The organism is Pseudoclavibacter helvolus (assembly GCF_049707175.1).
GTDB lineage: Bacteria > Actinomycetota > Actinomycetes > Actinomycetales > Microbacteriaceae > Pseudoclavibacter > Pseudoclavibacter helvolus_A.
Genome location: NZ_JBNAFM010000009.1, coordinates 72,577 through 99,040, shown reverse-complemented (window position 1 = coordinate 99,040; position 26,464 = coordinate 72,577). Strand labels below are relative to the sequence as shown.

The following is a 26,464-nucleotide window of genomic DNA, read 5'->3' as shown; positions in this document are numbered from 1 at the left end:
GTCCAACTTGCGTGATGAAAGCGTGGTTTCGAGGCCACGTGCTGCCCGAACTTCCGTTTGGTCACGCACCTTGGTCGGCAGCGGACGCGGGCCTCCGGCGCCCCGGGGCAGGGGCTAGCTGACGCGGAGGACCGCGGCGCTCTGCGCGGGAAGACGCAGCGGGACCGCGGATGCGCGGACCGGGGCGCCGGTGACGGTGCCGGTGGTCTCGCCGAGCGCCGCGTCTGCATCCGTCGAGAAGAGGACCTCGACGGCTCGCTCGATGCGCAGCTCACGCTCAACGTCGGAGAAGTTCACGGCGATGACCACGCTGCCGCGCGAGATGACGAGTGTGCCGTGCTCCTGTGACACCGCGACGGTGCTCGCGTCGAGCCACGGCGTGGTGATGTCAGCCTCGCGTCGGCGGAGGGCGATGAGCTCGCGATAGATCTCGAGGAGTCGCGCGTGCTCGGGCCGCTCGAGTTCGGTCCAGTCGAGCTTCGAGCGAGTGAAGGTCTCCTCCTCCTGCGGGTTCGGGACCACGCTCGGGTCCCACCCCATGCGCGCGAACTCGCCGATGCGTCCCTCGGCGGTCGCCTTCGCGAGCTCCGGTTCCGGGTGCGACGAGAAGAACTGGAACGGCGTCGTGGCGCCCCACTCCTCGCCCATGAACAGCATGGGAGTGAAGGGAGAGGTGAGCTCGAGGGTCGCCGCGATCGCGAGCTGGCCGGGGGAGAGGGTGGCGGTGATCCGGTCGCCGACGGCGCGGTTGCCGATCTGGTCGTGGTTCTGCGAGGAGACGACGAGGCGCCAGGTGCGGGTCTGCGCGGGGAGCGGTCGGCCGTGGTGGCGGCCGCGGAAGGTGGAGAGCGTTCCGTCGTGGAAGAAGCCCTTCGTGAGCACCTTCGCGAGCGCGTCGAGGCCTTCGAAGTCGGCGTAGTAGCCGCTCGTCTCGCCGGTGAGGTTGACGTGTACTGCGTGGTGGAAGTCGTCGGACCACTGCGCGTCGAGTCCGTAGCCGCCGGCCTCGTCGGAGGTGATGAGGCGGGGGTTGTTGAGGTCGGATTCGGCGATGAGGGTGAGCGGACGGCCCAGGTGCGCCTCGAGTTCGTCGACGTCTCGCGCGAACTCCTCGAGAATGTGCACGGCCCGGTCGTCGACCAGCGCGTGCACGGCGTCGAGCCGGAGCCCGTCGACGTGGTAGTCGCGCAGCCACATGGCCACGTTGTCGCGCAGGTAAGCGCGGACTTCGTCGGAGTGCTCGCCGTCGAGGTTGACAGTGTCGCCCCAGGCCGTGGCGTGGTGGTCTGACAGGTACGGGCCGAACTTGCCGAGGTAGTTCCCGGATGGGCCGAGGTGGTTGTAGACGACGTCCTGGATGACGCCGATGCCGCGCTCGTGGCAGGCATCTACGAAGCGCTGGTAGGCGGCGGGGCCGCCGTAGCCTTCGTGTACGGCGAACCAGTCGACGCCGTCGTAGCCCCAGCCGTGGGTGCCGCTGAACGCGTTGACGGGCATGACTTCGACGAAGTCGACGCCGAGCTGCTGCAAGTGGTCGAGGCGGTCGATGGCCGAGTCGAGGGTGCCCTGCGGGGTGAACGTGCCGATGTGCACCTCGATGATGACGGAGCCCGCGAGCGGTCGCCCCGTCCAGTCGCCATCCAGCCACGGGTGCCTGGTCGGGTCGAAGGTGCGCGAGAGGCCGTGCACGCCGTCCGGCTGCCACCGCGAGCGGGGGTCCGGAACGGGATTCGTGTCGCCGTCGACGAGGTACCCGTAGTCGTGCGTCGCCTCATCGGCCTCGAGCGGCGCATCCGGCACCCACCAGTCGCCCTCGGTGCGCCGCATGGGCAGCTGGGTGCCGTCGAGGAGGAGGGTCAGCGTCTCGGCGTTTGGCGCCCAGACGTCGAAGCGTGAATCGCGCACAGAGAACTCCTTGGTGGAAGACGAGGTGGTGTGGATGCGGGCGGCGGTCAGGACTTCGCGAGCAGCGCCACGGGGTACTGCTGCAGGATCGCCGCGAGCGGCACGTCTTTGCCGCCGACGTAGACGGATGCGGTGAGCTGGTCGATCCACTCGCCCTCCGGCAGGGGGATGGTCGTGCCGATCCAGCCTCCGCCTTGCTCGAGGCCGATGGGAAGGCGTGTGCCGATCGTGATGGCGCCGCCGCGCGAGAACGCCAGTGCGTGCTCTGCGGCGGGACCGTTCGCGACGATGCCCTCGTAGTCGGTGAAGAGCTCAGGGCGGCTTCGGCGCAGTCGCAGGCACGCTGCGGTGACGAGCAGCTTGGCCGCACCGGAGTCGTCGATCTCGGGAACGGCGCCGTGCAGGATCGCGTCGAGCGCCGCGGTGCGCGACGAGTAGTCGACGCTCTGGCGGTTGTCCGGGTCGACCAGTGTTCGTGTCCAGAGCTCGGTGCCCTGGTAGACGTCTGGGATGCCTGGCATGGTGAGCTGCACGATCTTTGCGGTGAGCGAGTTCGACCAGCCAGCGGCCTGAGTCTCGGCGACGACGTTCTGCACGATGTTCGAGGCGACGGGGTTGTCGAAGACGGCGTCGACGGCAGCGTGCAGTTGTGCCTCGAACTCCTGGTTGGGGTTCGTCCAGCTCGTGTGCAGGTCGGCTTCGCGGGCTGCCTTCTCCAGGTAGTCGACGAGGCGCTCACGGGATGCGGGCCAGGCTCCGATGATGGCCTGCCAGGTGAGCTGCGCGAAGGCGTTGTCGTCGATGGGGGCGACGTTCTGCAGCTCGGCGACGCTCTCGGCCCAGAACTCGGGCACCTCGCTGAGTGCGGTGATGCGTGCCCTCGTGTCTTCGCCGCGCTTCGTGTCGTGCGTCGACAGGGTGGTCATGGCGTCCGGCCAGTCGCGGGCGCGCGCCGCTTGCAGTTCGTGGAACCGCTCTGGGGTGATCGAGAAGAGGTTTGGGTCGCCGCCGACCTCGTTGAGCGAGGTGAGGCGCGCGTAGCGGTAGAACGATCGGTCTTCGACGGCCTTGGCCATGATCATGCCGGTGGTCTGCTGGAGGCGCAGAGCTGCCTCGGCTTCGGGTGCTTCGAGGAACGGCAGGATGCGCGCGATCGCTTCGGCGAGGTCGGGCCGTTGCTCCTTGGCGGCCTGTGCTGCCGCGGCGAGGTGGTTGGCGCCCGTGGGCAGGTAGCTGCGGTAGACGCCGAAGTGGGCGGCGATCTCGGTGACCGAGTCCTCGATGAGCTCGCTCTCGAGCCCCGTCGAGTGCAGCTCACGGGCGATGCGGCGGATCTCGGCGTTCAGCGAGACATCCGCGACGGCGCGCTTCGCCTCGTGGATCAGCTGCTCCCAGTAGATGGGCTGGCCGTCTTTCCCGGCGAGCTCGTCGAGCGTTTCCTCGGCGTTCGCATCGACGAGCACCCGGTCGATCTGCCCGAGCGCATCGTAACCGGTGGTGCCGGCGGTGCGCCAGTCGGCGGGGAGCGACTCGTCGCCCTCGAGGATCTTCTCGACGAGCACGTAGGCGCCTCGGGTGCGGTCGGCGAGGTGGCGCAGGTAGCCGCTTGGGTCGCGCAGCCCGTCCGGGTGGTCGATGCGCAGGCCGTCGACGAGGCGGTGTCGCATCCAGTCGAAGATCTCGGCGTGCGCGGCCTCGAACACGGAGTCGTCTTCGACGCGGATGCCCGCGAGTGACGTGATGGTGAAGAAGCGGCGGTAGTTGAGGCGGCTGTCGCCTTGGCGCCAGTGGATGAGCTGGTAGTGCTGCTTATCGAGCACATCGCGCACCGAGGCGCCCTCCGGTGCGGAGCCCTCGGCGAGGGGGAATTCGGTGGAGTGGTAGCGGAGCACGCCCGCCTCGCGGTCGATGCTCACGTTGGCGATCGCGTCGCCCCGCTCGCGCGGCATGTCGTCGTCGCCGACGGTCGGGATGAGCAGCTTGCCGCCGCCCGCCTCCCAGTCGATGTCGAAGGAGTCGGCGTGCGCCGCATCCTTACCGTTCGCGAGCACGTCCCACCACCACGGGTTGTCGCGGGGCGTGCCGACGCCCATGTGGTTGGGCACGATGTCGACGAGCACGCCGAGGCCGAGCTCGCGTGCTCTGGCCGAGAATCGCTCGAGGGCTTCTCGACCGCCCCGCTCGTCGTCCACCCGTGAGGGGTCGACGACGTCGTAGCCGTGGGTGCTGCCCGGGGTTGCCTGCAGGATGGGCGAGAGGTACACCCAGCCCACGCCGAGCTGCTCCAAGTAGGGGAGCTGCTCGGCGGCGGCGTCGAGGTCGAACTCCGAGGTCAGCTGGAATCGGTAGGTGCTGGATGGGATGCGCATCATGGTCTCCGTCGCGCTGTTCATGGGTCAGCTGCCGAGGGGAGGCCGCGTGATGATGGGGATGGGTGTCGTCATGGCGGCGACGGAGGCAGCGACCGAGTGGTCTGGCTTCTCCTTGAGCTCCGCCTCGCGCAGCACGACGAGCGAGCGCGGTTCGAGCGGGATCGTCGCGCCTGGCTCGATGCCTTCGAGGTCGGTGTGCATGCCGGAGGTATCGATGACGATGTCCCAGTGCGAGGTGATCTCGACGCTGGGGAGGGTCGCCTCGACGACCGTCTCGCTGGCGTTGAAGTAGACCATGAAGCTCACATCGGTGATTTCCTCGCCGCGTTCGTCGCGGCCGGCGATGGCGTTGCCGTTCAGGAACATGCCCATCGACTTCACGAACTCTGCGTTCCAGTCTTCTGAGGCCATCTGCGTGCCGTCGGTCGACAGCCACACGATGTCCGGCAACGCGGATCCTTCTGCGCGCTTCTCGACGCGGCCGTTGAAGAAGCGGCGTCGTCGGAACGTCGGGTGGTCTGCTCGCAGCTGGGCGACGGCGCGGGTGAATTCGATGAGCGGCTCGTCGGCGTTCTCCCAGTGCACCCAGCTGAGCTCGCTGTCTTGGGCGTAGGTGTTGTTGTTGCCCTCCTGCGTGCGGCCGAGCTCGTCGCCGTGGAGGAGCATGGGCACGCCCTGGCTGAGCAGCATCGTCGCGATGATGTTCCGCTGCTGCCTGGCACGCATGGCGTTGATCTCGGGGTCGTCGGTGGGGCCTTCGACGCCGAGGTTGTAGGAGCGGTTGTGACTTTCGCCGTCGTTGCCGTTCTCACCGTTGGCGTCGTTGTGCTTCTCGTTGTAGGAGACGAGGTCGCGCAGCGTGAAGCCGTCGTGGGCGGTCACGAAGTTGATGGATGCGAAGGGGCGCCGACCGGAGTGCTCGTAGAGGTCTGCGGAGCCGGTGATGCGGCTTGCGAACTCGCCGAGCGTCGAGGGCTCGCCGCGCCAGAAATCGCGGACGGTATCGCGGTACTTGCCGTTCCACTCTGTCCACTGGGGAGGGAAGTTACCGACCTGGTAGCCGCCGGGTCCGACGTCCCAGGGCTCGGCGATGAGCTTCACCTGCGAGACCACAGGGTCTTGCTGCACGAGGTCGAAGAAGGTCGACAGCTTGTCGACGTCGTGCAGTTCGCGGGCGAGGGTGGATGCGAGGTCGAAGCGGAAGCCGTCGACGTGCATCTCGGTGACCCAGTAGCGCAGCGAGTCCATGATGAGCTGCAGCGAATGCGGGTGGCGCATGTTGAGCGAGTTGCCGGTGCCCGTGTAGTCGGTGTAGTACCGCTTATCGTCTTCTTCGAGGCGGTAGTAGGCGGCGTTGTCGATGCCGCGAAAGCTGAGGGTCGGCCCGAGGTGGTTGCCTTCGGCCGTGTGGTTGTAGACGACGTCGAGGATGACCTCGATGCCGTTGGCGTGCAGGGTGCGCACCATCGACTTGAATTCCTGCACCTGCTGGCCTGACGTGCCCTGCGAGGCGTAGTCGGCGTGGGGCGCGAGGAACGAGATGGTGTTGTAGCCCCAATAGTTGCGGAGGCCCTTTTCGAGCAGTGTGCTGTCTTGCACGAACTGATGCACGGGCATGAGCTCGATGGCGGTGACGCCGAGACGCTTGAGGTGCTCGACGATTGCGGGGTGCGCGATGCCGGCGTAGGTGCCGCGAATTTCCTCGGGCACGTCGGGGTGCAGCTCGGTGAGGCCCTTGACGTGGGCCTCGTAGATGAGGGACTCGTTGTAGGGGATTCCCGGCTTCCGGTCGCCCGCCCAGTCGAAGTAGGGGTTGATGACGACGCCCTTCATCATGTGGGGCGCGGAGTCGAGGTCGTTGAAGGAGTCGGGGTCGCCGAAGTTGTAGCTGAACAGCGACTGGTCCCAGTCGATGTCGCCCGTTGTGGCCTTCGCGTACGGGTCGAGGAGCAGCTTCGCCGGGTTGCACCGGCTGCCGTTCGAGGGGTCGTAGTCGCCGTGCATCCGGTAGCCGTACTGCTGGCCGGGCTGCACGTGCGGGAGGTAGGCGTGCCAGACGTGCGCATCTTGCTCGTGGAGCCTTACCCGCTCCTCATTGCCGTCCTCATCGAAGAGGCACAGCTCGACCTTGTGGGCGGCTTCGCTGAAGATCGCGAAGTTGGTGCCGCTTCCGTCGAATGTCGCTCCGAGGGGGTAGGCATTGCCGGGCCACGTTTTCATGCACGCTCCTATTGCTTCATCGAAGAACATCGCGTGTGGATGCAGGCACTAAAGCTACCAAAGCGTGGGAGCGCTCTCGCCCGCCAGCACACAGGACTTCTCCTGGTTGGCAGGCATGTCGAGCACCTACGCTGGCCGCATGACGAACCTCACACAGAACCTCACCGATTCCGTCAAGAAGCTCGGCGTCACGCTCGCCTATGGCGAGAAGGTCGAGCTTGGCAAGTCGACGATCCTGCCGGTCGCTCTCGTTTCGTATGGCTACGGCGGCGGCGAGAGCAACGAGGAAGGCCAGGAGAACTCCTCGGGCGGCGGTGGTGGCGGCATGGCGGTCCCGGTCGGCGCCTACGTCGACGACGAGTTCGGCACCAGCTTCCGCCCGAACCTCATCACGCTGCTCGTCGTGTCGATTCCGCTCGTGTGGACCGTCGGGCACGCGCTTCCCCGCCTCATCAAGGCGCTCAAGAAGTAGCTCGCGCCACGGTTCGGCCTATACTCGGGGGTGTTCACGGGAGTCCGGTAGTCCGGGCTGAGAGGAAGGCACAAGCCTTCGACCGTCAAACCTGATCTGGGTAATGCCAGCGCAGGGAGGCACATCTCCGAGCAGAGCCACCCCCAGGCTCTGTGCCCGTGCACTTTCACTCGAAAGGGCACACACATGACAACCTCTGCACATCCATCTCCTGCCGCGCCAGCGCAGGCTCCGGCGAAGCCGGCGAAGAGCCGCTTCCGTTGGCGCGTCATTGACATCGTCACGGCCGCTGTCCTCGGCGTCGCGACGGGGCTCATCTTCATCGTCTGGAACAGCGTCGGCTACGCGTGGTTCACGGTGATGGATGCGTTCACACCCGGCGTCGGCGGCATCGCGGTCGGTATCTGGCTGCTCGGCGGCGTGCTCGGCGGGCTCATCATCCGCAAGCCGGGCGCAGCCCTCTTCGTCGAGGTGCTCGCGGCGTCGGTCTCGATGCTGCTCGGCAGCCAGTGGTCGATCGAGACGGTCTACTCGGGCATCGCCCAGGGACTCGGCGCCGAGATCATCTTCGCGCTGTTCTTCTACAAGCGCTTCGGCCTCGGCGTCGCGATGCTCGCTGGCGCTGGCGCTGCGGTCGCCGCGTGGGTACTCGAGCTCTTCCTGAGCGCCAACATCGAGAAGGGGCCTGAGCTCCTCACGATCTACCTGGTCTCGATCGTGGTGTCGGGTGCCGTGCTGGCGGGTGTCGTCGGCTGGCTGCTGACGCGCGCGCTCGCCGCGACCGGCGCACTGAACCGCTTCGCTGCGGGCAGAAGCACGAAGCGAATCGGCTGACCCGCGTGGGCGCGAGCGTTGTGGCGAGGGGGTGGGGCTGGCGGCACGCCGACCGGGCGAAGCTGGCGGTCTCCGGACTCGACCTGACGATCGAGCCCGGCGAGTCGGTGCTCCTGCTCGGGCCGTCGGGAGCGGGGAAGTCGACGCTCCTGGCGGCGCTTGCGGGCGTGCTCGGCGACCACGAGGACGACGGTCAGGAGCTCGGCTCGCTGCTGATCGACGGCAAGCACCCGACGGATGCTCGCGGCACCGTCGGGCTGGTGCTGCAGGACCCGCAGGCCAACACGATCCTCGCCCGCATCGGCGACGATGTCGCGTTCGGGTGCGAGAATCTCGGGGTCCCGCGAGCGGAGACGTGGGTGTGTGTCCGCGAGGCGCTCGACGCGGTCGGCCTGCGGATGCCGTTGGATCGTTCGACGGCCCAACTCTCCGGCGGTGAACGGCAGCGCCTCGCGATCGCCGGTGTGCTCGCGATGCGTCCGAACCTCATCCTGCTCGACGAACCGACCGCCAACCTTGATCCGGCAGGCGTCGAGGAGGTCCGCGATGCGGTCGTCCGTGCTGCGAAAGCGAGAAGCGCGACGCTCATCGTGATCGAGCACCGCGTCGATGTGTGGCGCTCGAGCGTCGACCGGGTCGTCGTGCTCGGTGGTGACCAGCATCTGCTCGCCGACGGCGATCCGGATGTGGTCCTCGAGCGGCACCGGGATGCGCTCCTCGCCGCTGGCGTCTGGATCGGCGGGCACGAGCCGCAGGTGCCGCGAGCCCCGGTTGCGCCGGGTGCCGAGCTGCTCGTGGCCGATAGCCTCGGCTTCGGGCGGGCCGACCACCCCCTGCATACCCAGCTCGACGCTACACTCCGGGCGGGGGAGTCGACCGTCGTGCTCGGACCGAACGGAGCAGGCAAGACGACCCTCGCGCTGACGCTCGCCGGCCTGCTGAAGCCGGTCGAGGGCGAAGTCCGCGCGACGACTGCCCTGCGCGACGCGGGCGACGACCCACGTGTGCGAGCGAACGGCTGGGGCCTGGGCCGGCTCCGGCGACCACAGCCAGCCGGTCCGCATCCGTCTGCCTGGCGCTCCCGCCAGCTGCTCACACGCATCGGCACCGTCTTCCAGCAACCGGAGCACCAGTTCGTCGCCCCCACGGTGCGACGTGAGCTGGAGGTGGGCCCGGATGCGGCGGGCCGTGGAAAACGAGAGACGAGCGAGCGCGTCGACGAACTGCTGGCGGCGCTCCGGCTCTCGCACCTCGCCGAAGCGCACCCGTTCACCCTCTCGGGCGGTGAGCAGCGCAGGCTCTCAGTCGCGACGGTCCTCGCGACGGCGCCTCGGGTCCTCATCTTCGACGAGCCCACCTTCGGGCAGGACCGGAGAACCTGGACGGAGCTCGTCACCATCATGTCGGGCCTCGTCGCCGAGGGGCACTCGCTGGTCTCCGTGACCCACGACGAACAGCTCGTGCGCGTACTCGGCGACCAGTGCATCCGCATCGAAGCCCACGAGCGAGCAAACGCGACGGTGCCAGCATGAGCCGCGACCTCGCGGCACCCGGCGCACGACCGGCGCGGACGCCCGACCTCGACCGTGACGGGGTTCCGGCCGAGGTGCTGCCCGCCGGTGAGCGGTTCCTCGACCGAGTCAACCCGGTCACGCCGTTCCTCGCCGCGGTGCTCTACTCCATTCCACTCCTCACGACGCTCGACGTGACCTCCGCGGTGGTCGCCCTCGCGCTCGCGACGGTCGCCCTCGGCATCGCCGGGGTCCGCCCGCTGGAGGCGCTGCGCTCGAGCTGGATTCTGCTCGTCGCAGCCCCGGTCTCGGCCATGAGCATGCTGCTGTACGCCAAGCCGGGCGGGACCAGTTACGGGCAGTTCCTCTACGCGAACATCACCGACAACTCCATTCAGCTGGCCATCGCCGTCGGGCTGCGAGTGCTCGCCATCGGCCTGCCCACGCTCGTGGTGCTCAGTCGCATCGACCCGACACGCCTCGCCGATGGGCTCGCCCAGGTCGCGCACCTGCCCGCACGGTTCGTCGTCTCGGCGCTCGCGGGCATCCGCCTCTTCGCCGTCTTCCGTGACGATTGGACTGCGATGAGCCAGGCGCGGCGGGCGCGCGGGCTGGGTGACTCGGGTGCGGTCAGACGCCTGATGACGATGGCGTTCGCGCTGCTTGCGCTCGCGATCCGGCGGGCCGGCACCCTCGCGACCGTGATGGAAGCGCGCGGATTCGGCGCGGAGGACGTGGCGCGAACCTGGGCCCGGCCCTCGCGGCTCGGCTGGCGGGACGTCGTGCTGGTGATGGCCGCGGTCGCGATCGCGGCGGCCGCCGTCGCGGTCGCCGTGGCGACTGGGTCATACCGGCTCGTGGGCAGCGCGTGACCGCGGCGGCGCAGCTCCTGGACCGAGTGCTTGCCGACGCGGGCGGTGCGCGGCCGGTCGTGCTCATCGACGGCGGCTCCGGTTCGGGCAAGACCACGCTCGCGGGGGAACTGCTCGCTGCATTCCGAGACCGGGGCTTCGTGGATGCGCAGCTCGTGTCGCTGGACGACGCGTACCCGGGCTGGGGTGGGCTCGCCGCCGCCTCGCAGGCGGTGCACCGCGACATGCTCAAGCACGAGCATCCGGGCGGCGCGAACCGCCCCGGCTACCAGAGCTGGGATTGGGCGGCGGATGCGTCAGGGCCATGGCGCGACATCGATGGCGGTGCGCCGCTGATCATCGAGGGGTGCGGGTCACTGACCCGCGAGAGCGCGCCCCTCGCGACCACAACGGTGTGGATCGAGCTCGATGAGGCGCACCGGAAACCGCGGGCCCTGTCACGACCGGGCGATATCGGCGTCTTCGAGGAGTTCTGGGAGATGTGGGCAGCTCAGGAGCGCGAGCACTGGCGCCGTAATGCTCCGTTCCTCCTGGCCGATGTCGTCATCGAGGTAGAACCCGGCCAGTGAGCCTGACGACCAGTCTCAGCGGGCAGCGTCCCCGGCATGCCCGGCCCTGGCCTGGCGACGGGAGCGGACGAACCGAATCGTGCGGACGATGGCGAGTGCGAGCCCGATGATCGCCGCGAGCAGCCAGGCGCCGCCCGTCATGAGACCGTAGACGGCGTCGTCGTAGTTGATGCCCGTGCCGGGGCCTGCGTCGAGCGACAGGTCGGTGCCGATGCTGTCGGCGACCGGGGCGAGCACCGTTCCGACCAGCGCGCCGAATCCCGTGGCGAGGGGAATCGCGAGAGCCCAGGCCCAGAGGACTGCGGCGAAGGTGGGGCCAGGAGAGGCAGGTGCGGGCCTCCGCGCCGCTTGAATGCTCTGCACGCCCAGCAGGATCAACGCGATCAGGCCAGCGCCCGCTGAGATGAACGTAGCCCAGTACGCGAACGCCGAGAGAAGGCCCTGCCCGAGTGAGGCGAGCACCGGGATGGAGCCAGTGGCATTGACGGTGATGTTCGCGGCCGCGAACGCCGACAGGAGACCCACCACCGCGATCCAGATGGCGAACGCCGGGGCCGCGAGGAGTAACAGGATGCCCCATAGGAGACGTCCGACCCGCAGGGGCTCGCGTGCTGGTGCCGAGTGCTGCATCCCGGAAGCGTACCGGGCCCGCACTGAACGAATGCGGTCGCCCTACGCCCAGCCGAGTTCGTGGAGCTGCGCATCGTCGATGCCATAGAAATGCGCGATCTCGTGCACGAGTGTCGTATGCACCTCGTCGCGGAGCGTTTCCTCATCGTCGCAGATCGACAGCAGCGGTTCGCGGAAGAGCACGATGCGGTCCGGCAGCTCGCCGAAACCGTACTGGCCGCGGTCCGTGAGCGCGAAGCCCTCGTAGACCCCGAGAAGATCGAGCGAGCCGTCTTCCGGGCGGTCTTCGACGACGAAGATCACGTTGTCGAGACCATCGACCATCTCGTCAGGCAGCGCGTCCAGCTCGTCGACGACCAGAGCCTCGAAGTCCTCACGCGACATGTCCATTCGCCCATTGTCCAGCAGGAATGCTGGGTGAGACCGCCGCGGGCTCCCTACACCTGCGCCGCGGCGTGGTCGTAGGCGAGGGGGAGGAGCTCGCGTGCTTCCACGCTGATCAGGCCATCGGGCCCGGGCAAGATCACGCGAATGTCGGGGTAGTGGTCGGCGAGCACCTGTCGGTCGCGCCCGCAGGGACTCATGACCCCGCGGCCGTGATTCGCAACCGCGACAATGTGCGTCAGCTCGAAGGCACCGGCGGCGCGGGCCGCGCCGAGCGCGACGAGCTCGGCGCAAGGACCGCCCGTGAAATGGTGGACGTTCACACCCACGTGCATTCGACCGTCGTTCCCGCGCACAGCAGCTCCGACCGTGTGGATGCCGTCCTCGTCGGGCCCCGCGTCTGTTGTTGCGTCGATCGTCGATCTGGCCGCTGCGACGACTGCCAGTTCCGACTCGGTGAGGGGGCGGGAAGACGCGAGCTGGAACGTGGCCATGCCGGAAGCCTACGAGGCGTATCGGACCCCCAGGCCTCGGTCGTTAGCCTGACGTGGTGGAAGCTTCGACGGATGCGCGCGTGCAGGCGTGGCGGGGAGCGCACGCTGCGGCGCGGATGATCGGCTGGGACTTCAGCCGCCTTGATGGGCGCCTCGCGGCCGCTGAACCCGACTGGGACTTCGACGCCGAATGTCGCGCTGCTCTAGCGACCGCATCCCGAGTCGCGGACCTCGGAACCGGCGGTGGCGAGCGGCTCGTCTCGTTGCTCGAAGCCCTCGGCCGCTCCGTTAACGAAGGGCTCGAGGTCGACGCGACTGAAGGGTGGGCACCGAACGTCGCCGTCGCCCGCCGCAACCTCGAACCCCACGGGGTGGGTGTGCATGGACACGACGTCGAGGCCGGAGAGCCACTCCCGTTCGCGGAGGGCTCCCTCGATCTGGTCATCGCCCGTCACGAGGAGTTCGACGCGCGCGAGGTCGCCCGAGTGCTGGCGCCGGGTGGGCGCTTTCTCACGCAGCAGGTCGACGGGCGGGAAGCTCACGAGTTTCGTCAGTGGTTCGGTGGTGAACCGCCGCATGCGGACGTGACGCTGGCCAACACGCAAATCGCGCTGCAGTCGGCGGGACTTCGCGTCGAAGCCGCCGACGACTGGACCGGCCGCATGGAGTTCGCCGATGCGTTGGCCGTCGTCGAGTACCTCGCGCTCGTGCCGTGGGACGTTCCGGGATTCAGCGTCGACGACAATATCGAGCAGCTGCAGCGCCTCGACGGCGACCGGCCGATCGTCGTGACCCAGCGGCGGTTCCGGTTGATGGCCGTGCGCGACTGACGAGGTGGGTGCCGGGCGCCTGGGTCCTGGCGTGTGTTTGCAGCGTCGGGAAGAATGGCGACATGATCGAAGCCCTGGGGACGACCCTGACGCACGGCGGTGTCGCGAATGGCGCGTTCTGGCTGACGCTGCTCGGCGTCGGCGTCGCGCTTCGCCTCCTCAGATCGAGGCGCCCTCGGCTGCTTGACCGCACTCGCTGGCTGATGCTGGCCGGGGCGCTTCTGCTTCTGCTGGTCAGCCTGTGGATGCTCACGCTGTCGGCGACCGTGGCCCTCTCGGTGGCGTGGGGCTTCGTGCTCGTCACGCTGAGCGCGGCGGGTGCAGGCGCCCTCGTCGCCCTCGGAATCTTCTCACTCGTGGAGTTCATCGCGCCGAAGCGGCGCCGACCGGCAGCCTGACCTCGGTCGGTCAGCGCCGACGAATCACGGTCAGGCGACTCGTCACCGCAGCGGAACAAGGGAGCGCCTAGGATTTCTCGCGTGTACGTCAAAGTGTGTGGCCTGGACTCTGTCGAGTCGGCGGCGGTTGCCGTCGAGAGCGGGGCCGACGCCATCGGCGTCGTCATGAGCCGCACGAGTCCGCGCAGGCGCACCGCCGCCGAGGCCGCCGAGATCTTCGGCTCCGTGCCCGAGCGCGTCGATCGGGTGCTGGTTGTCCACGATATGCCGGCGACCGACGCGGCAGCGATCGCGCTCGAGGTCGGCGCGAACGTCCTTCAGCTCCACGGCTCCTACACGGCCGACGAGGTGCGCGCCGCCGGCGAGATTTTCCCGCGCATCTGGCGGGCGACATCGCTCGCCGACGACCCTGAGCTGCACGTGGGCGCCTTCGGGGAAGAGCTTCTGCTGCTGGATGCGCCCAAACCCGGTTCGGGGGAACGCTGGGACCTTTCGGAGCTCACCCGCCGCAGGCCCGACGGTCGCTGGCTGCTCGCCGGCGGCCTGCATCCCGGAAACGTCGCGGAGGCGATCGGCCAGGCCCATCCCTGGGGCGTTGACGTCTCGAGCGGGGTCGAGTCGGCGCCGGGCGTCAAGGACCATGCGCGCATCCGAGACTTCGTCTCCTCGGCGAAGACGGCGGGCTGACTGCCCCGGTCCGGGTCCAACTGTCCAACTTCCGTGACGAGAGCGACTTCAGACGCCGCATCCCGCGTGCATCCGCTGCCTGGGCACTGAAGTTGGTCAGGGACGCGGTGGCTCGACTTCGCCGAATTGCGCCTCGAGCTCTGCCCCTGCCGACGTCAGGTGGTCGAGGACGGTGCGCACCGCGTAGCGCGCGTGTCGGTCGGGCCGCGCAAGGGCCACGATGCTGCGCACCGAGCGGACCCCGTCGAGGGGGCGCAACACGACGCCGGGGCGCGGCCTGGTCGTGAACCTTGGGAGCAGCGCGAGGCCCGCCCCTGTCGCGACAAGCGCCTCGACGAGGCGGTTGTCGCGCAACCGCTGCAGTCGGTCGAGGTTGGTACTCGTCGCGTTCTCGACCGCGATGAGGATGCTGTCGAACGGGTACCCGAGCGGTACGCCGACCCAGGCCGTGCCGACGAGGTCACCTGGTGCAAGTCGATCGAGGGCTGCGAGCGGATGCGTCGCCGGCAGCGCGACGTCGATGGGTTCGCGCGCAAGCACGCGCGATTGGAGGTGCTCTGCGCCGCGCGGGACGTCGCCCGTGAGGCTGTGCCCGATCACGATGTCGGCGTCGAGCGTCCGCGTCGCGTACTCGGACTCCGCGAGGTCGAAGTCGTCGAGCTCGAGCGTGATCGCCGAACCCGCTGTCCGCTGCAGGAGCCCCGGGAAGAGCGCCTCGCTCGCACTCGGCAGTGCACCGATGGAGACCGTGCCGCTGGGCTCGCCGAGGCTGGCCTCGAGTTTCCCCTGCACCGCGGCGAGCGCGCGGCCGACGTCGTCGGCCCCGTCGGCGAGGATCTGCCCAGCCGCCGTGAGCCGCAGGCCCCGCGAGAAGGGCTCGACGAGACGCACCCCGAGTTCACGCTCGGCGGTCTTGAGTTGTTGCGAGACCGCGGAGGGCGTGCGATGGGTCGCAGCGGCGACGGCAGCGAGGGTGCCGCGCATCGACAGGTCTCTGAGCAGCTCGAGGTGCCGGAACTCCATGAAGGGAGCCTACAGTGATGCCTCACCGATCATCACTGGTGCTTCAGAGTCTGCACGCCCCAGACTGAGCCCGTGCCCCCACGTCATATCGCGCTCGCCTGCCTCGTCGCAGTCCTCTGGGGCGTGAACTTCCTCGCCATTCATGCGTCGCTCGAGCAGTTCCCGCCGTTCTTCCTCATCGCCCTGCGTTTCGGGTTCCTCGCGATCCCGACCATGCTGTTCATCCCGCGGCCCAACGTGAAGTTGCGCTGGCTCATCGGCTACGGGCTCGGGTTTGGCACGCTGCAGTTCGTGGGCCTCTACCTCGGCATGACTGCGGGCTTCCCGACCGGGCTCGCGTCACTGGTGCTGCAGATGTCAGCGCCTTTCACGGTGCTCCTCGGCGCGATCTTCCTGCGCGAGAAACTCACGACCCGCCGTGTCGTCGGCATCGCGCTTGCCGTCGCCGGCCTGCTGCTCGTCGGCGTGGCCCGGGGCGGCGCCGGCAGCTGGTGGCCGTTCCTGCTGGTCGTGATCGGAGCCTTCGGCTGGGCGATCGGCAATATCTCGAGCCGCCTGGCGGAACCGCCCAAGCCACTGCACCTGACAATGTGGATGGCCGTGGTGCCGCCCATCCCGATGCTCGCGGTCTCGCTACTGGTTGAGGGGCCCGAGCAGATCTGGATGTCGCTCGCGACGGCCTGGACCGTTGCCGCGCTTCCCGCCTGGGTGGGGCTCGTCTACACGATCGTGCTCGGCACGGTCCTCGGTTCCGGCATCTGGGTGTGGCTCATGAAGCGCCACCCAGCCGGCGTGGTCGCGCCGTTCTCGATGCTGATCCCCGTCGTCGGCATCTCGACGGCCTGGCTGGTGCTGGGGGAGCGCCCAGGACCGCTTGAGCTCGTCGGCGGCGCGATCGTGCTCTTCGGGGTGCTGTGGGCGAGCCGGATGCCCGCCACGGCGCCCGCGCTCGAGCCGGCGCCGAGCATCCCGGGGTCGAGCATCCCGGCGCCGAGCATCCGGGACCAGCGCCTGCCCGGCGAGCCAGAACTCGAGGCCACCGCGCCTCGCTAGAAGCACGCGGGAGATGCAGGTTCCAGGCACTGGGAAGCTGTATCTCCCGTGTGGATGCGGTCAAGGCGTCGCTGGAGGACGCGCCGGCCGAACCACGAAGGCCCCGAGTCCTCAGGACTCGGGGCCTTCTACATGGGGTGAGTAACGGGGCTTGAACCCGCGGCCTCCTAGACCACAACCAGGCGCTCTACCAGCTGAGCTATACCCACCATGTCTGCCGCACGCTCGCTCTCGCTCGCCTGCGACTCCGAGAGTCTATTACAGATTTTGGGCGAAGTCGTTCACCACGTCAGCCGCGACCTCTCGGAGCTCCTCGCTTGTCGGTCCGGGCTTGGGCACGAGCACCGCCTTGCGGTAGTACTTGAGCTCCCGAATGGACTCGAGGATGTCTGCTTTGGCGCGGTGGCCGCCGTCTTTGTCGGGCGAGTGGAAGTAGACGCGCGGGAACCAACGTCGCGACAGCTCCTTCAGCGTCGAGACGTCGACGTTGCGGTAGTGAAGGTGCTGATCAACCTCAGGCATGTACTTCGCGAGGAACATGCGGTCGGTGCCGATCGTGTTGCCGGCGAGCGGCGCCGTGCGGGGGACAGGCACGTGCTTCTTCAGGTACGCGAGCAGTTCCGCGGTCGCGGCCTCGAGCGTCGCGCCGTTCGGGATCTCCTCGATGAGGCCAGAGGTCGTGTGCATCTGCGTCACGAACTCGCCCATATTGGCCATCGCGGCCTCGCTGGCGGAGATGACGATCTCGAAGCCTTCGTCGAGAATGTTCAGGTCACTGTCGGTCACGAACGCGGCGACTTCGACCAGCTCGTCGATCGACGGGTCGAGGCCTGTCATCTCGCAGTCGATCCAGACGAGACGTTCCTGAGCAATAGCCATGAGGGCCATCGTAGTGATTCCCCGAGTTTCGTGGCGGCCAGTGGAGCGTTTCGAGGGCCGCTATGCTGGCTGGGATCGCGCCCCAGTAGCTCAGTGGATAGAGCAACGGCCTTCTAATCCGTCGGTCGCAGGTTCGAATCCTGCCTGGGGCACTTCTCTCCGCAGCCTCTCGGCCTACGCCGACCCCGATTTCGGAGGCATCCTCGTGATTGTCACCCAGCTCTCGCCAGAGTTCATCCGCGGCGCAGTCGAGCTCGAGCAGACCACCAGGGGAGTGCGGCCGCACCGGCTTCCCGAAGTCGTTCGCGCGCAGTTCCCGGATCCGCAGCTGCTGCTTGTCGAAAGCCAGCCGTCTGGCGTCCGCGTCGTGTTCGAGACGCACGCAGAGCGCGTTGAGCTGGAGTTGCAGTCCACGCGGTCCGTCTACACGGGGATCGAGAGACCCCGCGGCCGCGTCGATGTCTTCGTCGACGGAGAGCGGGCGGCGAGTGACGAACTGACGGGCGGCGACGCCGTCGAGGTCAATCTGCAGACTGGCGCGATGTCGCAGCACGAGGGGGCGTCGCACACGACCATCGTCGGGAACCTCAGGCCACGGGTGACGAAGCGCGTCGAGTTCTGGCTTCCCCACAACGAGTCGGTGGAGTTGGTTGCGCTGCGCTCGGACGCGCCGCTTGAGCCGGTGGCCGCATCCGCGCCGGTGTGGCTGCACCACGGCAGTTCGATCAGCCACGGGTCGAACGCCACTGCGCCGAGCGCCATCTGGCCCGCCGTCGCGGCCCGCAGCGCCGGGGTTGAGCTCGTGAACCTCGGCCTCGGGGGCAGCGCCATGGTCGACCCGTTCCTCGCCCGGGTCATGCGCGATACCCCGGCTGACTTCATCAGCGTGAAGCTCGGCATCAACGTCGTGAACGCCGACGCGATGCGCCTGCGGGCGTTCGTCCCGGCCGTGAACGGGTTCCTCGACACGATCCGCGACGGGCATCCAGCGACCCCGATTGTGCTCATCTCGCCGATCTTCTGCGCGATCCACGAGCACACCGCCGGGCCGGGCGCGTTCGACCCGGCATCGTTCGCGACCGGCCAGGTCCGGTTCATCGCGACGGGCACTCCCGGCGACGAAGCGCAGGGGCGCCTCACGCTCAGCGTCATCAGGCGCGAGCTCGCCGCGCTCGCCGAGCGGCGCGCATCCGACCCCAACCTGCACTACCTCCAAGGCACCGAGCTTTACGGGGAAGCGGATGCGGCGCGCCTGCCGCTGCGAGACGCCCTGCACCCGGGGCCCGAAGCCCACCAGCTCATCGGCGAGCGGTTCGCGGCCTACGCCTTCGTGCAGGGTGGTCCGTTCGACGCCGCCCGCTGAGCGCCCCGCGCCCGACGTCAAGCCGCGCCTGTCACCATTGAGCATGGCCTCCCATCTCCAGATGATTCTCGACGCCCTCGCGCATGCCGAGGAAGCAGCGGCCGTGCAGCGACTCACCGCGGCTCTCGGCGGCGCGCCCAGCGAGGTATCGGAGCGGCACTTCGGCGAGCCCGCGACCACATCCCGTCGCCTGCGCTTCGCGTCGGGTGGCGAGCTCATCCTGCACGACGGCCTGCTCGTGGCGGTGCTGCTGCACACGGCACCGAGCGGGGCCGGCGCGGGCACCGTCGACCTGGCCGAGTGGATCGAGGGCGCACGCAATTCGGCGACACTGGACGACCTCAAGCAGGTCATCGACGGTCGGCGCCGCTTTGCCGGGTTCGGTGTGCCGTACTTCGAGGTTGACGGGGGCTATGTGCGGGCCGAGTTCCGGGGCCACCGCGGCTGGAACGAGCCGGGGAATCTCGACGCGCTCGTGTTCACCTCGGGCCAGCCCGGTCTGACCACTCGACCCGAAGACGACGACTGCCCCAGCTGCAGCTCCCTGTTGGTGCGTGGGGACAGCGGATGCATGGAGGTCGCGCCGACCGTCGACGCGCTCGCGGTTGCCAAAGCAGCGGGCGACCTCGCTGAAAACCCGAGCTGGGTGGCGCTCCGCGACCTCATCCCCCTCCACGCATCAGGTCTCATGGAACGTGTGGAGAGCCAGCTCACCTGCGCTCGCTGCCGACGCATCCTGTGCATCACGCTGCGTCGCGGAGGACCCGCGACCCTCGGCCACCACGCACTCAACGAGGCCAGGCGGCATCGACTCGGTGCGATCCCGCCCGTCGTCCAGTGGGGGAGCGCCGCACGGGTCGCCGAGGAACGAGACGCGATGCATTACGTCGACCACGAGCCCGGGCGCTGGTTTCTCCTCGAGCAGGGCGACCGCCTCTACCTCGACGCGCGGTACGTGGTGACGGACATGGTCGATGACTCCGCCCTGATCGAGCTCGACGCCGCAGAGACCGAGCAGTACCGAGCCGACGGCCGAGCTGCAGTCGAGGCCATGGCGGAGCGCATCGCGGCGGACCCGCCGCATCGAGAGGCATCCCCGTTCTCCGCTCGCGACCTGCAACGCGGGCCCGAGAGCGCCGAGCGCCGCGACATGGTGAGCCGCGCGATCGTGAACCACAGCTGGCTCGCGCAGCAGCGCTCACGCGGTTGACGGCCCCGAGCCCCCGGAGTGCTGCAGCATGCGCTCCCGAAGCGTGTCGTAGATCGGCGCGGAGCGGACGAGCGTCGCCGTCAGTACCGCCGCACCAGCCGCGGCCAACATCGGCACGGCGACCGACGTGATCGTTGTCATCTCGACCACCAGGACCACGCCAGTCAGGGGTGCCCTGACCGTCGCCGCGAAGAAGGCAGCCATGCCGACGATCGCCATAGCCACGCCGACCTCATGGCCCGGGAGCACGGCGTCGACGAGCCGGGCGAACAACGCGCCCCACAGTGCGCCCACCGCGAGGAGCGGAGCGAACAGGCCGCCGGGTGTGCCCGCCGCGTACGAGAGGGGGCCAGCGACAAACCTGATCGCGAGGTACACGAGCAGCAGCGGTACCGCCAGCGTGCTGCCCCCGAGGAGCAGCTGTGACAGCTCGTCACCACCGCCAGCGGTCAGCGGTGCCAGCACCAGCGCCAACCCAACAAGCGCACCTACCGCCGCGGCCTTCACCACCTGCGGCACGCGCGCCGCCCGATCGGCCAGGGTTAGGGCGCGGATGACGAACACGTTGTAGAGCGCCCCGAGGAGCCCCGTCAGCACGCCGAACACGACAAACGCTGGAAGCAGTTCGAAACCAGGCACCGCGACATCGCGAACGTCGAAGTCGGGGCGGTCATCCAGAATCAGCCGGGAGCAGCTGACGGCAGCGGCGACGCCGAGCAGCGTGGGCAGCACCACCTTGGGCCAGAACGATTTGGCGACCTCCTCAAACACGAAGAGCGCGCCGCCGATCGGCGCGGTGAACGCGACCGCGAGTCCGGCCCCCGCCAGCGAGGTCTGCAGCACGCGCACCTCCGCGTCGCTGCGCCGCGCCCGACGTCCGGCCTCAGCCCCGAGCGCCGCCCCCATGTGCACGCTCGGGCCCTCTCGGCCCAGGACGAGGCCGGAACCGAGGGCAAGCAGGCCTCCGACGAACTTGGCGGGCAGCACGCGGAGGGGAGGGGCAGCGAGGTCGCCGCGGTCGACCGCCTCCACGTCCTGGATGCCGCTTCCCACCGCCCGAGGGACGAGGCCGACGATGCTCGCGGCCAAAGCCGCCCCGGCCGCGGCGACCACCACCGGAATCAGCCAGCCGGGCCCATCCAGGCGCTCAGCCCAGATCAGCAGTTCGGCTCGCCATTCGCTGATCCGCTCCAGACACCATCGGAACGCACCCGCCACGAAACCGGTAGCAGCACCCGCGATGACCGCCAGCAGACAGAGCACGACGCCCCCAGGGAGCGGTCGCGCGGGGTCCAGCTCCGGAGGCGGTGACCGGAAGCTCGTCATGCGGCTCAGCGTAGAAGCGCGCTGGCGATGCGGCCTCGACATCCACTCCTCTTGTTTTGTACCGCCGGAGCGACGCAAAAGTGACACGAAAAAGTGTCAAATCTGTCGCAAAAGGCACCATTCCCGGCCCGCGTGTCAATGAGAGTGCTCACTAGGCTCGGCGAGAGGACACCGCTGTCCCGTCCCTCATCACACCCCGTCACGAGAGGTTCCCATGACTGACACCCCCGACACTCCACAGCCGATCCGTGCCAGCGACGGGAAGGGATGGCTCGACCTCGGACCCCGCGACATCTGGCGCGACCGGGAGAACCCGGACATCCTCGTGCCCCCGGCGACCGACAGCGGCACGATGGCGAACATGAAGTACTCGTTCTCCGATGCGCACCAGCGTCTGGAGCAGGGCGGGTGGGCACGTGAGGTCACCAATCGCGAGATCCCGTCGTCGCTCGACCTCGCCGGTGTGAACATGGCGCTCGAGCCGGGCGCCTACCGAGAGATGCACTGGCACAAGGAAGCCGAGTGGGGTCTTGTCCTGGTCGGCAGCTGCCGCGTTATCGCGCTGGATGAGCACGGCCGCTCGTTTATCGACGACGTCAAGGCCGGCGACCTCTGGAACTTCGAGGCCGGGCTCCCGCACTCCATCCAGGCGCTTGAAGACGGTGTCGAGTTCCTCCTCGTCTTCAGCGACCCCGACTTCTCGGAGAACTTCACGTTCCTCTTCTCTGACTGGTTCGCGCACACCCCGCAGGACATCGTCGCGGCGAACCTGAAGAAGACGGTCGGTGAGATCAGCGTCTTCCCGAAGAAGGAGAAGTACATCTTCACCGCCGAGGTTCCTGGTCCCATCGCCGAGGTCGATCGTCCGGTTCCGGCTGGCAAGGTGCCATCCCCGTTCACCCTCCACATGGAGACCATCGAACCGATCGAGTCTGAGGCCGGACGCGTCCGCATCGTCGACGTCAACGCCTTCCCGGCCGCGAAGACCATCTCGGCCGCGTTCGTCGAGGTCGAGCCTGGTGGCATGCGCGAGCTGCACTGGCACCCCAAGGCCGCCGAGTGGCAGTACTACATCCAGGGCAAGGCGCGGATGACGATCTTCGACTCAAACGGTCTCTCCAGGACCTTCGACTTCCAGGCTGGCGATGTCGGCATCGTTCCCCTCGTTGCCGGTCACTACCTGCAGAACATCGGCGACGAGAAGCTGATCTTCGTCGAGGTCTTCAAGTACCCCGAGTACTCGGATGTGTCCGCGAACAAGTGGCTGGCATCCAACCCGGCCAAGATCGTCGCCGACCACCTCAACGTCACGACCCAGTTCGTCGAGTCGCTGCCGCTCGACGACAAGCCTGCGCCCGTCATTTGGTACGACCAGTCGAAGGCCAAGGGGTAGCTGGCCGTGGCCCGCATCCTCGTCCTGTTCTCGAGCCTCTTCGGCGCGAACGCGCAGCTGGCGGGCCTCGCGTCCGAGGCGCTCAGCGCGGCGGGCGCCGAGGTGCGGATGCGCCGAGTCGCCGAGGTCGCGTTGCCCGGCGACGTCCAGACTGCGGCTGAGGGTGCGGCGGTGGCGGATACGGCTGACCTGGAGTGGGCTGACGGCTTCGTGTTCTCGTCGCCAGCCCACACCGGTCTGCTCTCGGCCTCGATGAAGGCGTTCATCGACCAGCACCACGACGCCGCCGTGGCCGGGCGCTTTCTCGACACCACCTTCACCGCGATGGCGACTTCCGGATTCGCGCACGCGGGGCAGGAACGGGTGGTCGACGATCTCAACGCCGCGGCGGCGGCCTGGGGATGCGTCATCGTGCCGCCGAGCACGGCCAACCCGGTCATCAACAAGCTCAACGGCAACCCGTACGGGTTGAGCTTCGTGCTCGAGCACGGGAAGCTCGCCGACGCGGCGCTCGCCGAGGAAGCGATCAGCGCGCACCTCGCTCGCTTCGCTGCAGTGACGGCTGCAATCGCGGCCGGGCGTGCGCCTTCCCCCGCGTCCAGCATCCGGAAGCCCCCACCGACCGCCGCCGAGGTCTTCTCCTGAGCAGGCCACGCCTGCATCAACCCTCCGAGGAGTTCAACCATGTCAGAGACCCCCGTGACCGCGCAGACGTCGGATGCTGCGGCGAACGCCCCGCATCGCTTCCCGCTCATGGAACTGACCTCAGTGGGGTTCCTGCTCGCGCTCGCAGCTGGTTCGATGAACGCTTGGTCGCTCGCCAACGCGGCGACGTTCTCGACCGTCCAGTCGGGCAACATCATCTCGGTCGGCTACTGGCTGATCCAGGGTGATATCGCGAAGCTCATCTTCCCGCTCGCCGCGATTCTTGCCTTCGGGCTCGGCTCGGCTGCGTGCGGAGTGCTCATGACTGCGTTCCAGCGCAGCGGGCGTGCGTACACCACGGGCGTGCTCCTGGCCGGAACGGTGCTGCTGGTGCTGCTCGGCACACTCGCCTTCATCTTCGTGGGCGACGGAGATGGTCGCGCTGCGGGGATCGACCTCACCGCCGATCACTCCGCGGTCGCCAGCTTCATCGCGCTCGGCATCAGCTTCGTCGCGGGTGCGCAGGGCAACGCGTTCCACAAGAACCGAGGCATGCTCTACGGCAACGTGGCGGTGACCTTCGTCGTGCAGATGGCCTTCAACTTCCTGGTGCAGGCGGCCTTCAAGAAGGAAGGCATCAACGGCCAGGCGAACCTCGCATGGTCCGGTGTGTTCTTCTTGATCCTCCTAGGATTCTCCGGCGGCGCGGCGGTCGGCTTCGCTGCCGATCACTTCATCGCGAACGGGGCGTCGATTTTCGTGCCCGCACTCATCCTGCTGGCGCTCGCTCTCGTAGCATTGGGTCGCCGGTCGAAGAACGTCGACCCGACCCCTGGAGGTTCCTTCGCGTGACCGTCACCCAGCCGATGACCGATCTCGCGCTGACGACCTGGTCTGCGCCGAACCCGTTCGGCGAGCCGACCGCGTTTGCCCTTGTGCACCCGGTCGCGGGTTCGGAGCCGAGCCAGGAGGGAGCTGAGGGCCGCGTCGCCGAGATCGTCAGTGGTCTCGGCATGAAGCGCTTGGATGCTTCTGGCGACATTTTGCCCATCGGCACCGACGTGCTGTACGCCTCCCTGCGCGCGCTCAAAGTCGAGCTGTGCACGCCGTCGGGGGTGTGGCTCGACCAGGCGGTGAGCGACGAGTGGACCGGCCACGCCGTCGGGCGTCGGTACGTCGTGCTGGCGGTCGGCGCGCGTCCGCTGTCGGACGATGCGGGCGCACGCGAGATCTCTGAGTACCTGGCCGAGACGAACGGTATCCACGCTGCGCTCGTGAAGATCAGGGTGCGCTTCCAGCAGAGCTGAGCGACCTGCCTCAGTCGTCGATGTGCGGCATCGCTGAGGCTGCCGCCCGCATCCCGGCCTCCAGTGCCCCGATGATGTCCCAGGCACTGGCCACCGGGCCTCGCGCGGGTTCCGGAAGCACGGCACCAGCGGATGCCGCGCCGACGAGCGTGCGCAGCTGGCCCGCGGTGGCGGCGAAATCGAGTCCGTTCGGCACCTCGTAGCGGCGCTCCGCGCTCACTGTGCCATCGTCGCCGAGCACGGCGATGTCGAGCGCGAGCAGGCGCCGCTCGCCACCCTCGTAGACCTCGCTGGTGGAGTGGCTCCAGGTGCGAGTCACGGGCGATGGGGCCGCGAGGTGGGCGAGCGCGCCGACGCGGTCGGTCTCGATCTGCTGTGCCGCGCCGGGGTCCAGGTCCACTTGGATCTGCGCGGCAGCGACGTCTGGTGTGAGGGCGCTGCCGAGTGCGGCAGAGACCCGAACGTGCAGCCCTGTGCGGTTCGTCAGCACCAGGTGTCGGTCGGTGAGACCGGCGTGGATGACATCAGAGGCACGGATGCGCGCGGCGGTGCCGAGGGGATGCACGGGCGCGGGTGAGGTGTGGGCGTCGCTGTCGGCGTCGCTGTGAGCGTCGCGGGACGCGGCGGTGTCCGGAGTGTTCGGGGCGGTCCGCTGCGTCGTGGAACGCCGGAGGTCGATGGCGAGCTCGACCATGGCCCCGAGCTGCGCGGCCACGTCGACGCCGAATCGATGGTGGGCGAGATCGATGATGAGGAGCTGGTCGGCGTCTGGGTGGCGCTGGAGGACGGAGTGGATCTCGGCGGTGAGCGTCGAGGCAGCGTGCACGATGACGGCTGGGCGGGCCGGCAGGCTCTCGAGGGCCTGCTCGAGATCTGGGCTCAGCCGTTCCGTCCAGGCCGGGACGCCTCGCTTGAGGTGGCCGCGTGCTGGTGCTGCGGAGTCGGAGGCTGACGCGGACCGGCCGCGAGCGTTGAGGTGTTCGACGGGCAGGCCACTCGTGGAGGCGATGCCGGCTGCGAGGTACAGCTCGTAGGACGTCGCGGACGCGGCCGGGGAGCACACCACCACCGGGCCTGCGGCAACGTCGCCGGCGGCCGGGATGAGGAGGACAACCGCCGGGGTGTCCGCTCGCGATTCCTCGGCCGCGCGCAGCGCCTCTTCCAGCTGTCCGTCGCTGAGTGTGCCCTCGGGGGAACGCTCGAGGCAGGAGCTGGGAAGGCTGCCGAAGTCGGCATCCTCCTCGGCGTCGACGGGCAGGATGCCGAGGCGTGCGAGGCGCCCGTGGACGGCCGCAGGTGGGTTCGCACCTCGGCGGCATGCAACACGCAGTCCCATCCGGCCAGTCTAGGGCGACTGCCGGCTGCGCCTAGAGCTTCGCCAGGACGGTTGGGATGAGGATCGGTGCGTTGATCAGCAGGTGCAGCAGCATCGTGGCCACGAGGTTGCGGCGGATGAGCGTGAAGGCGACGAGTGCGAGGGAGCCGACGAGCTGGTGGAAGAGCCAGCTCGGCCCGAAGAAGACGACGTGCGGCACGATGAAGATCGCGAGGCTCACGGCGGCTCCGAGCCACCTTGACCGCAGTAGGGCCCCGAGGCGCTCCTGCAGGTACCCGCGGTAGATGATCTCCTCGGTGACCGCGGCCGTCACGATGAGCACGAGAACGCCGAGGATGCTCATGCGTGCGATGGTGTCGACGCCGGAGTTGTCCTCCTGTGGAGCGATGAGGCTCGCGATCCAGGACCACGCCATGACGCCGCCGAAGACGTAGAACGCCCACTCGATGTCCTTACCGGAGGGCTTCGTGATGAGGAGGGTGGCGAGTCCGCGCCGCTCGCCCCAGACGACGAGGGCGACGAGGAGCAGTGCCCCGGCCCACTTCCATGGGGTGCTAGATGCAGGCCCCTCGAGCCCGAAGCGCAGGTCGATGCCGGCGATCTCGGGGAGGGGAGGTCCGCTGCAGATGAACCAGAAGATGGCGAGCCCCACCAGGAAAGTCAAGACATCGCGCAGGCGCGGAGTGAACTCGGGGGTGCCGATCGGCACCTTCTCTGGTCTGGTCTCCGCGCTGCGTGCTGTTTCGGCCAT

General features: G+C 68.5%; 26 protein-coding genes, 2 tRNA genes and 1 riboswitch. Of the genes, 16 read left to right on the top strand and 12 right to left on the bottom strand.

Going from position 1 to position 26,464, the window contains the following annotated elements:
• Positions 1-114: 114 nt before the first annotated feature.
• Genes treZ through glgX form a run of 3 tightly spaced genes read right to left on the bottom strand, consistent with a single transcriptional unit; the run spans position 115 to position 6,497 of the window.
• On the bottom strand, positions 115-1,905 hold the full coding sequence (gene treZ, locus ACPYN9_RS09170) for a malto-oligosyltrehalose trehalohydrolase (protein ID WP_424465893.1): 1,791 nt from the start codon (positions 1,903-1,905) through the stop codon (positions 115-117).
• Between the two features lie 47 nt (positions 1,906-1,952).
• Entirely contained in the window at positions 1,953-4,298 is a 2,346-nt protein-coding gene (treY, locus tag ACPYN9_RS09165; RefSeq protein WP_424465891.1) for a malto-oligosyltrehalose synthase, read from the bottom strand.
• A gap of 3 nt (positions 4,299-4,301) precedes the next feature.
• On the bottom strand, positions 4,302-6,497 hold the full coding sequence (gene glgX / locus ACPYN9_RS09160; protein ID WP_424465889.1) for a glycogen debranching protein GlgX: 2,196 nt from the start codon (positions 6,495-6,497) through the stop codon (positions 4,302-4,304).
• Between the two features lie 139 nt (positions 6,498-6,636).
• Here glgX and ACPYN9_RS09155 point away from each other — a divergent pair, with 139 nt between their 5' ends.
• The 5 genes from ACPYN9_RS09155 (at position 6,637) to ACPYN9_RS09135 (ending at position 10,755) form a co-directional block, all read left to right on the top strand.
• Positions 6,637-6,969 carry a spore germination protein GerW family protein gene (locus tag ACPYN9_RS09155; RefSeq protein WP_424465888.1) on the top strand — a complete coding sequence of 111 codons (333 nt, stop codon included), beginning with the start codon at positions 6,637-6,639 and terminating at the stop codon, positions 6,967-6,969.
• A gap of 26 nt (positions 6,970-6,995) precedes the next feature.
• Positions 6,996-7,105, top strand: a riboswitch (TPP riboswitch).
• Between the two features lie 50 nt (positions 7,106-7,155).
• Positions 7,156-7,803: an ECF transporter S component gene (locus tag ACPYN9_RS09150; RefSeq protein WP_424465886.1), complete on the top strand. Its 648-nt coding sequence runs from the start codon at positions 7,156-7,158 to the stop codon at positions 7,801-7,803.
• Between the two features lie 5 nt (positions 7,804-7,808).
• Entirely contained in the window at positions 7,809-9,335 is a 1,527-nt protein-coding gene (locus ACPYN9_RS09145; RefSeq protein ID WP_424465884.1) for an ABC transporter ATP-binding protein, read from the top strand.
• Positions 9,332-10,186 carry an energy-coupling factor transporter transmembrane component T family protein gene (locus ACPYN9_RS09140; RefSeq protein WP_424465882.1) on the top strand — a complete coding sequence of 285 codons (855 nt, stop codon included), beginning with the start codon at positions 9,332-9,334 and terminating at the stop codon, positions 10,184-10,186. Before ACPYN9_RS09145 ends, ACPYN9_RS09140 begins: the two co-directional genes overlap by 4 nt.
• Positions 10,183-10,755, top strand: coding sequence for an ATP-binding protein (locus ACPYN9_RS09135; protein ID WP_424465880.1), 573 nt, complete (start codon positions 10,183-10,185; stop codon positions 10,753-10,755). Before ACPYN9_RS09140 ends, ACPYN9_RS09135 begins: the two co-directional genes overlap by 4 nt.
• A gap of 15 nt (positions 10,756-10,770) precedes the next feature.
• Here ACPYN9_RS09135 and ACPYN9_RS09130 read toward each other — a convergent pair whose 3' ends face one another.
• Genes ACPYN9_RS09130 through ACPYN9_RS09120 form a run of 3 tightly spaced genes read right to left on the bottom strand, consistent with a single transcriptional unit; the run spans position 10,771 to position 12,263 of the window.
• Positions 10,771-11,385 (bottom strand): hypothetical protein, encoded by a 615-nt coding sequence (locus ACPYN9_RS09130; protein ID WP_424465878.1) that lies wholly within the window; start codon positions 11,383-11,385, stop codon positions 10,771-10,773.
• A gap of 42 nt (positions 11,386-11,427) precedes the next feature.
• The gene (locus tag ACPYN9_RS09125) at positions 11,428-11,775 is read right to left on the bottom strand and encodes a metallopeptidase family protein (RefSeq protein WP_424465876.1); all 348 of its coding nucleotides are present in this window, start codon (positions 11,773-11,775) and stop codon (positions 11,428-11,430) included.
• 47 nt (positions 11,776-11,822) lie between these two features.
• Complete coding sequence (locus ACPYN9_RS09120; RefSeq protein WP_424465875.1) at positions 11,823-12,263, bottom strand: cytidine deaminase family protein; 441 nt, start codon at positions 12,261-12,263, stop codon at positions 11,823-11,825.
• Positions 12,264-12,319: 56 nt separating this feature from the next.
• On the opposite strand from ACPYN9_RS09120, the gene ACPYN9_RS09115 reads away from it, so the two are divergent.
• The 3 genes from ACPYN9_RS09115 to ACPYN9_RS09105 all read left to right on the top strand — a co-directional run bounded on the left by ACPYN9_RS09115 (position 12,320) and on the right by ACPYN9_RS09105 (position 14,178).
• A complete protein-coding gene (locus ACPYN9_RS09115; RefSeq protein ID WP_424465873.1) occupies positions 12,320-13,093 on the top strand; it encodes a class I SAM-dependent methyltransferase in 774 nt (257 codons plus the stop codon).
• A 62-nt stretch (positions 13,094-13,155) separates the two neighbouring features.
• Positions 13,156-13,491, top strand: coding sequence for a hypothetical protein (locus ACPYN9_RS09110; protein WP_424465871.1), 336 nt, complete (start codon positions 13,156-13,158; stop codon positions 13,489-13,491).
• 81 nt (positions 13,492-13,572) lie between these two features.
• The gene (locus ACPYN9_RS09105) at positions 13,573-14,178 is read left to right on the top strand and encodes a phosphoribosylanthranilate isomerase (protein WP_424465869.1); all 606 of its coding nucleotides are present in this window, start codon (positions 13,573-13,575) and stop codon (positions 14,176-14,178) included.
• Between the two features lie 96 nt (positions 14,179-14,274).
• Here ACPYN9_RS09105 and ACPYN9_RS09100 read toward each other — a convergent pair whose 3' ends face one another.
• Positions 14,275-15,201 (bottom strand): LysR family transcriptional regulator, encoded by a 927-nt coding sequence (locus ACPYN9_RS09100; protein WP_424465868.1) that lies wholly within the window; start codon positions 15,199-15,201, stop codon positions 14,275-14,277.
• A 72-nt stretch (positions 15,202-15,273) separates the two neighbouring features.
• Here ACPYN9_RS09100 and ACPYN9_RS09095 point away from each other — a divergent pair, with 72 nt between their 5' ends.
• On the top strand, positions 15,274-16,254 hold the full coding sequence (locus ACPYN9_RS09095; RefSeq protein ID WP_424465866.1) for an EamA family transporter: 981 nt from the start codon (positions 15,274-15,276) through the stop codon (positions 16,252-16,254).
• A gap of 133 nt (positions 16,255-16,387) precedes the next feature.
• Here ACPYN9_RS09095 and ACPYN9_RS09090 read toward each other — a convergent pair.
• Positions 16,388-16,463: transfer RNA gene (locus ACPYN9_RS09090), tRNA-His, on the bottom strand.
• A 49-nt stretch (positions 16,464-16,512) separates the two neighbouring features.
• Entirely contained in the window at positions 16,513-17,133 is a 621-nt protein-coding gene (gene orn, locus ACPYN9_RS09085) for an oligoribonuclease (RefSeq protein ID WP_424465865.1), read from the bottom strand.
• A 79-nt stretch (positions 17,134-17,212) separates the two neighbouring features.
• Here orn and ACPYN9_RS09080 point away from each other — a divergent pair.
• The 3 genes from ACPYN9_RS09080 (at position 17,213) to ACPYN9_RS09070 (ending at position 19,706) form a co-directional block, all read left to right on the top strand.
• Positions 17,213-17,285: transfer RNA gene (locus ACPYN9_RS09080), tRNA-Arg, on the top strand.
• A 53-nt stretch (positions 17,286-17,338) separates the two neighbouring features.
• Positions 17,339-18,496: an SGNH/GDSL hydrolase family protein gene (locus tag ACPYN9_RS09075; RefSeq protein WP_424465863.1), complete on the top strand. Its 1,158-nt coding sequence runs from the start codon at positions 17,339-17,341 to the stop codon at positions 18,494-18,496.
• 61 nt (positions 18,497-18,557) lie between these two features.
• On the top strand, positions 18,558-19,706 hold the full coding sequence (locus ACPYN9_RS09070) for a hypothetical protein (protein WP_424465861.1): 1,149 nt from the start codon (positions 18,558-18,560) through the stop codon (positions 19,704-19,706).
• On the opposite strand, the gene ACPYN9_RS09065 is transcribed toward ACPYN9_RS09070, so the two are convergent.
• Positions 19,695-21,032, bottom strand: a complete 1,338-nt coding sequence (locus ACPYN9_RS09065) for a ClC family H(+)/Cl(-) exchange transporter (RefSeq protein ID WP_424465860.1) — start codon at positions 21,030-21,032, stop codon at positions 19,695-19,697. The two genes, ACPYN9_RS09070 and ACPYN9_RS09065, sit on opposite strands and share 12 nt — an antisense overlap.
• A 214-nt stretch (positions 21,033-21,246) precedes the next feature.
• On the opposite strand from ACPYN9_RS09065, the gene ACPYN9_RS09060 reads away from it, so the two are divergent.
• The 4 genes from ACPYN9_RS09060 to ACPYN9_RS09045 are packed head-to-tail and all read left to right on the top strand — an operon-like array spanning position 21,247 to position 24,377.
• Positions 21,247-22,425, top strand: a complete 1,179-nt coding sequence (locus ACPYN9_RS09060; RefSeq protein ID WP_424465859.1) for a cupin domain-containing protein — start codon at positions 21,247-21,249, stop codon at positions 22,423-22,425.
• A 6-nt stretch (positions 22,426-22,431) separates the two neighbouring features.
• Positions 22,432-23,070 (top strand): flavodoxin family protein, encoded by a 639-nt coding sequence (locus ACPYN9_RS09055; protein WP_424465857.1) that lies wholly within the window; start codon positions 22,432-22,434, stop codon positions 23,068-23,070.
• Between the two features lie 39 nt (positions 23,071-23,109).
• Positions 23,110-23,922 carry a DUF1275 family protein gene (locus tag ACPYN9_RS09050; protein WP_424465856.1) on the top strand — a complete coding sequence of 271 codons (813 nt, stop codon included), beginning with the start codon at positions 23,110-23,112 and terminating at the stop codon, positions 23,920-23,922.
• Positions 23,919-24,377: a hypothetical protein gene (locus ACPYN9_RS09045; RefSeq protein WP_424465854.1), complete on the top strand. Its 459-nt coding sequence runs from the start codon at positions 23,919-23,921 to the stop codon at positions 24,375-24,377. Before ACPYN9_RS09050 ends, ACPYN9_RS09045 begins: the two co-directional genes overlap by 4 nt.
• A gap of 10 nt (positions 24,378-24,387) precedes the next feature.
• Here ACPYN9_RS09045 and ACPYN9_RS09040 read toward each other — a convergent pair whose 3' ends face one another.
• Both ACPYN9_RS09040 and ACPYN9_RS09035 read right to left on the bottom strand, forming a co-directional pair.
• Positions 24,388-25,713, bottom strand: coding sequence for a hypothetical protein (locus ACPYN9_RS09040; RefSeq protein WP_424465852.1), 1,326 nt, complete (start codon positions 25,711-25,713; stop codon positions 24,388-24,390).
• Between the two features lie 31 nt (positions 25,714-25,744).
• Complete coding sequence (locus ACPYN9_RS09035) at positions 25,745-26,464, bottom strand: CPBP family intramembrane glutamic endopeptidase (protein ID WP_424465850.1); 720 nt, start codon at positions 26,462-26,464, stop codon at positions 25,745-25,747.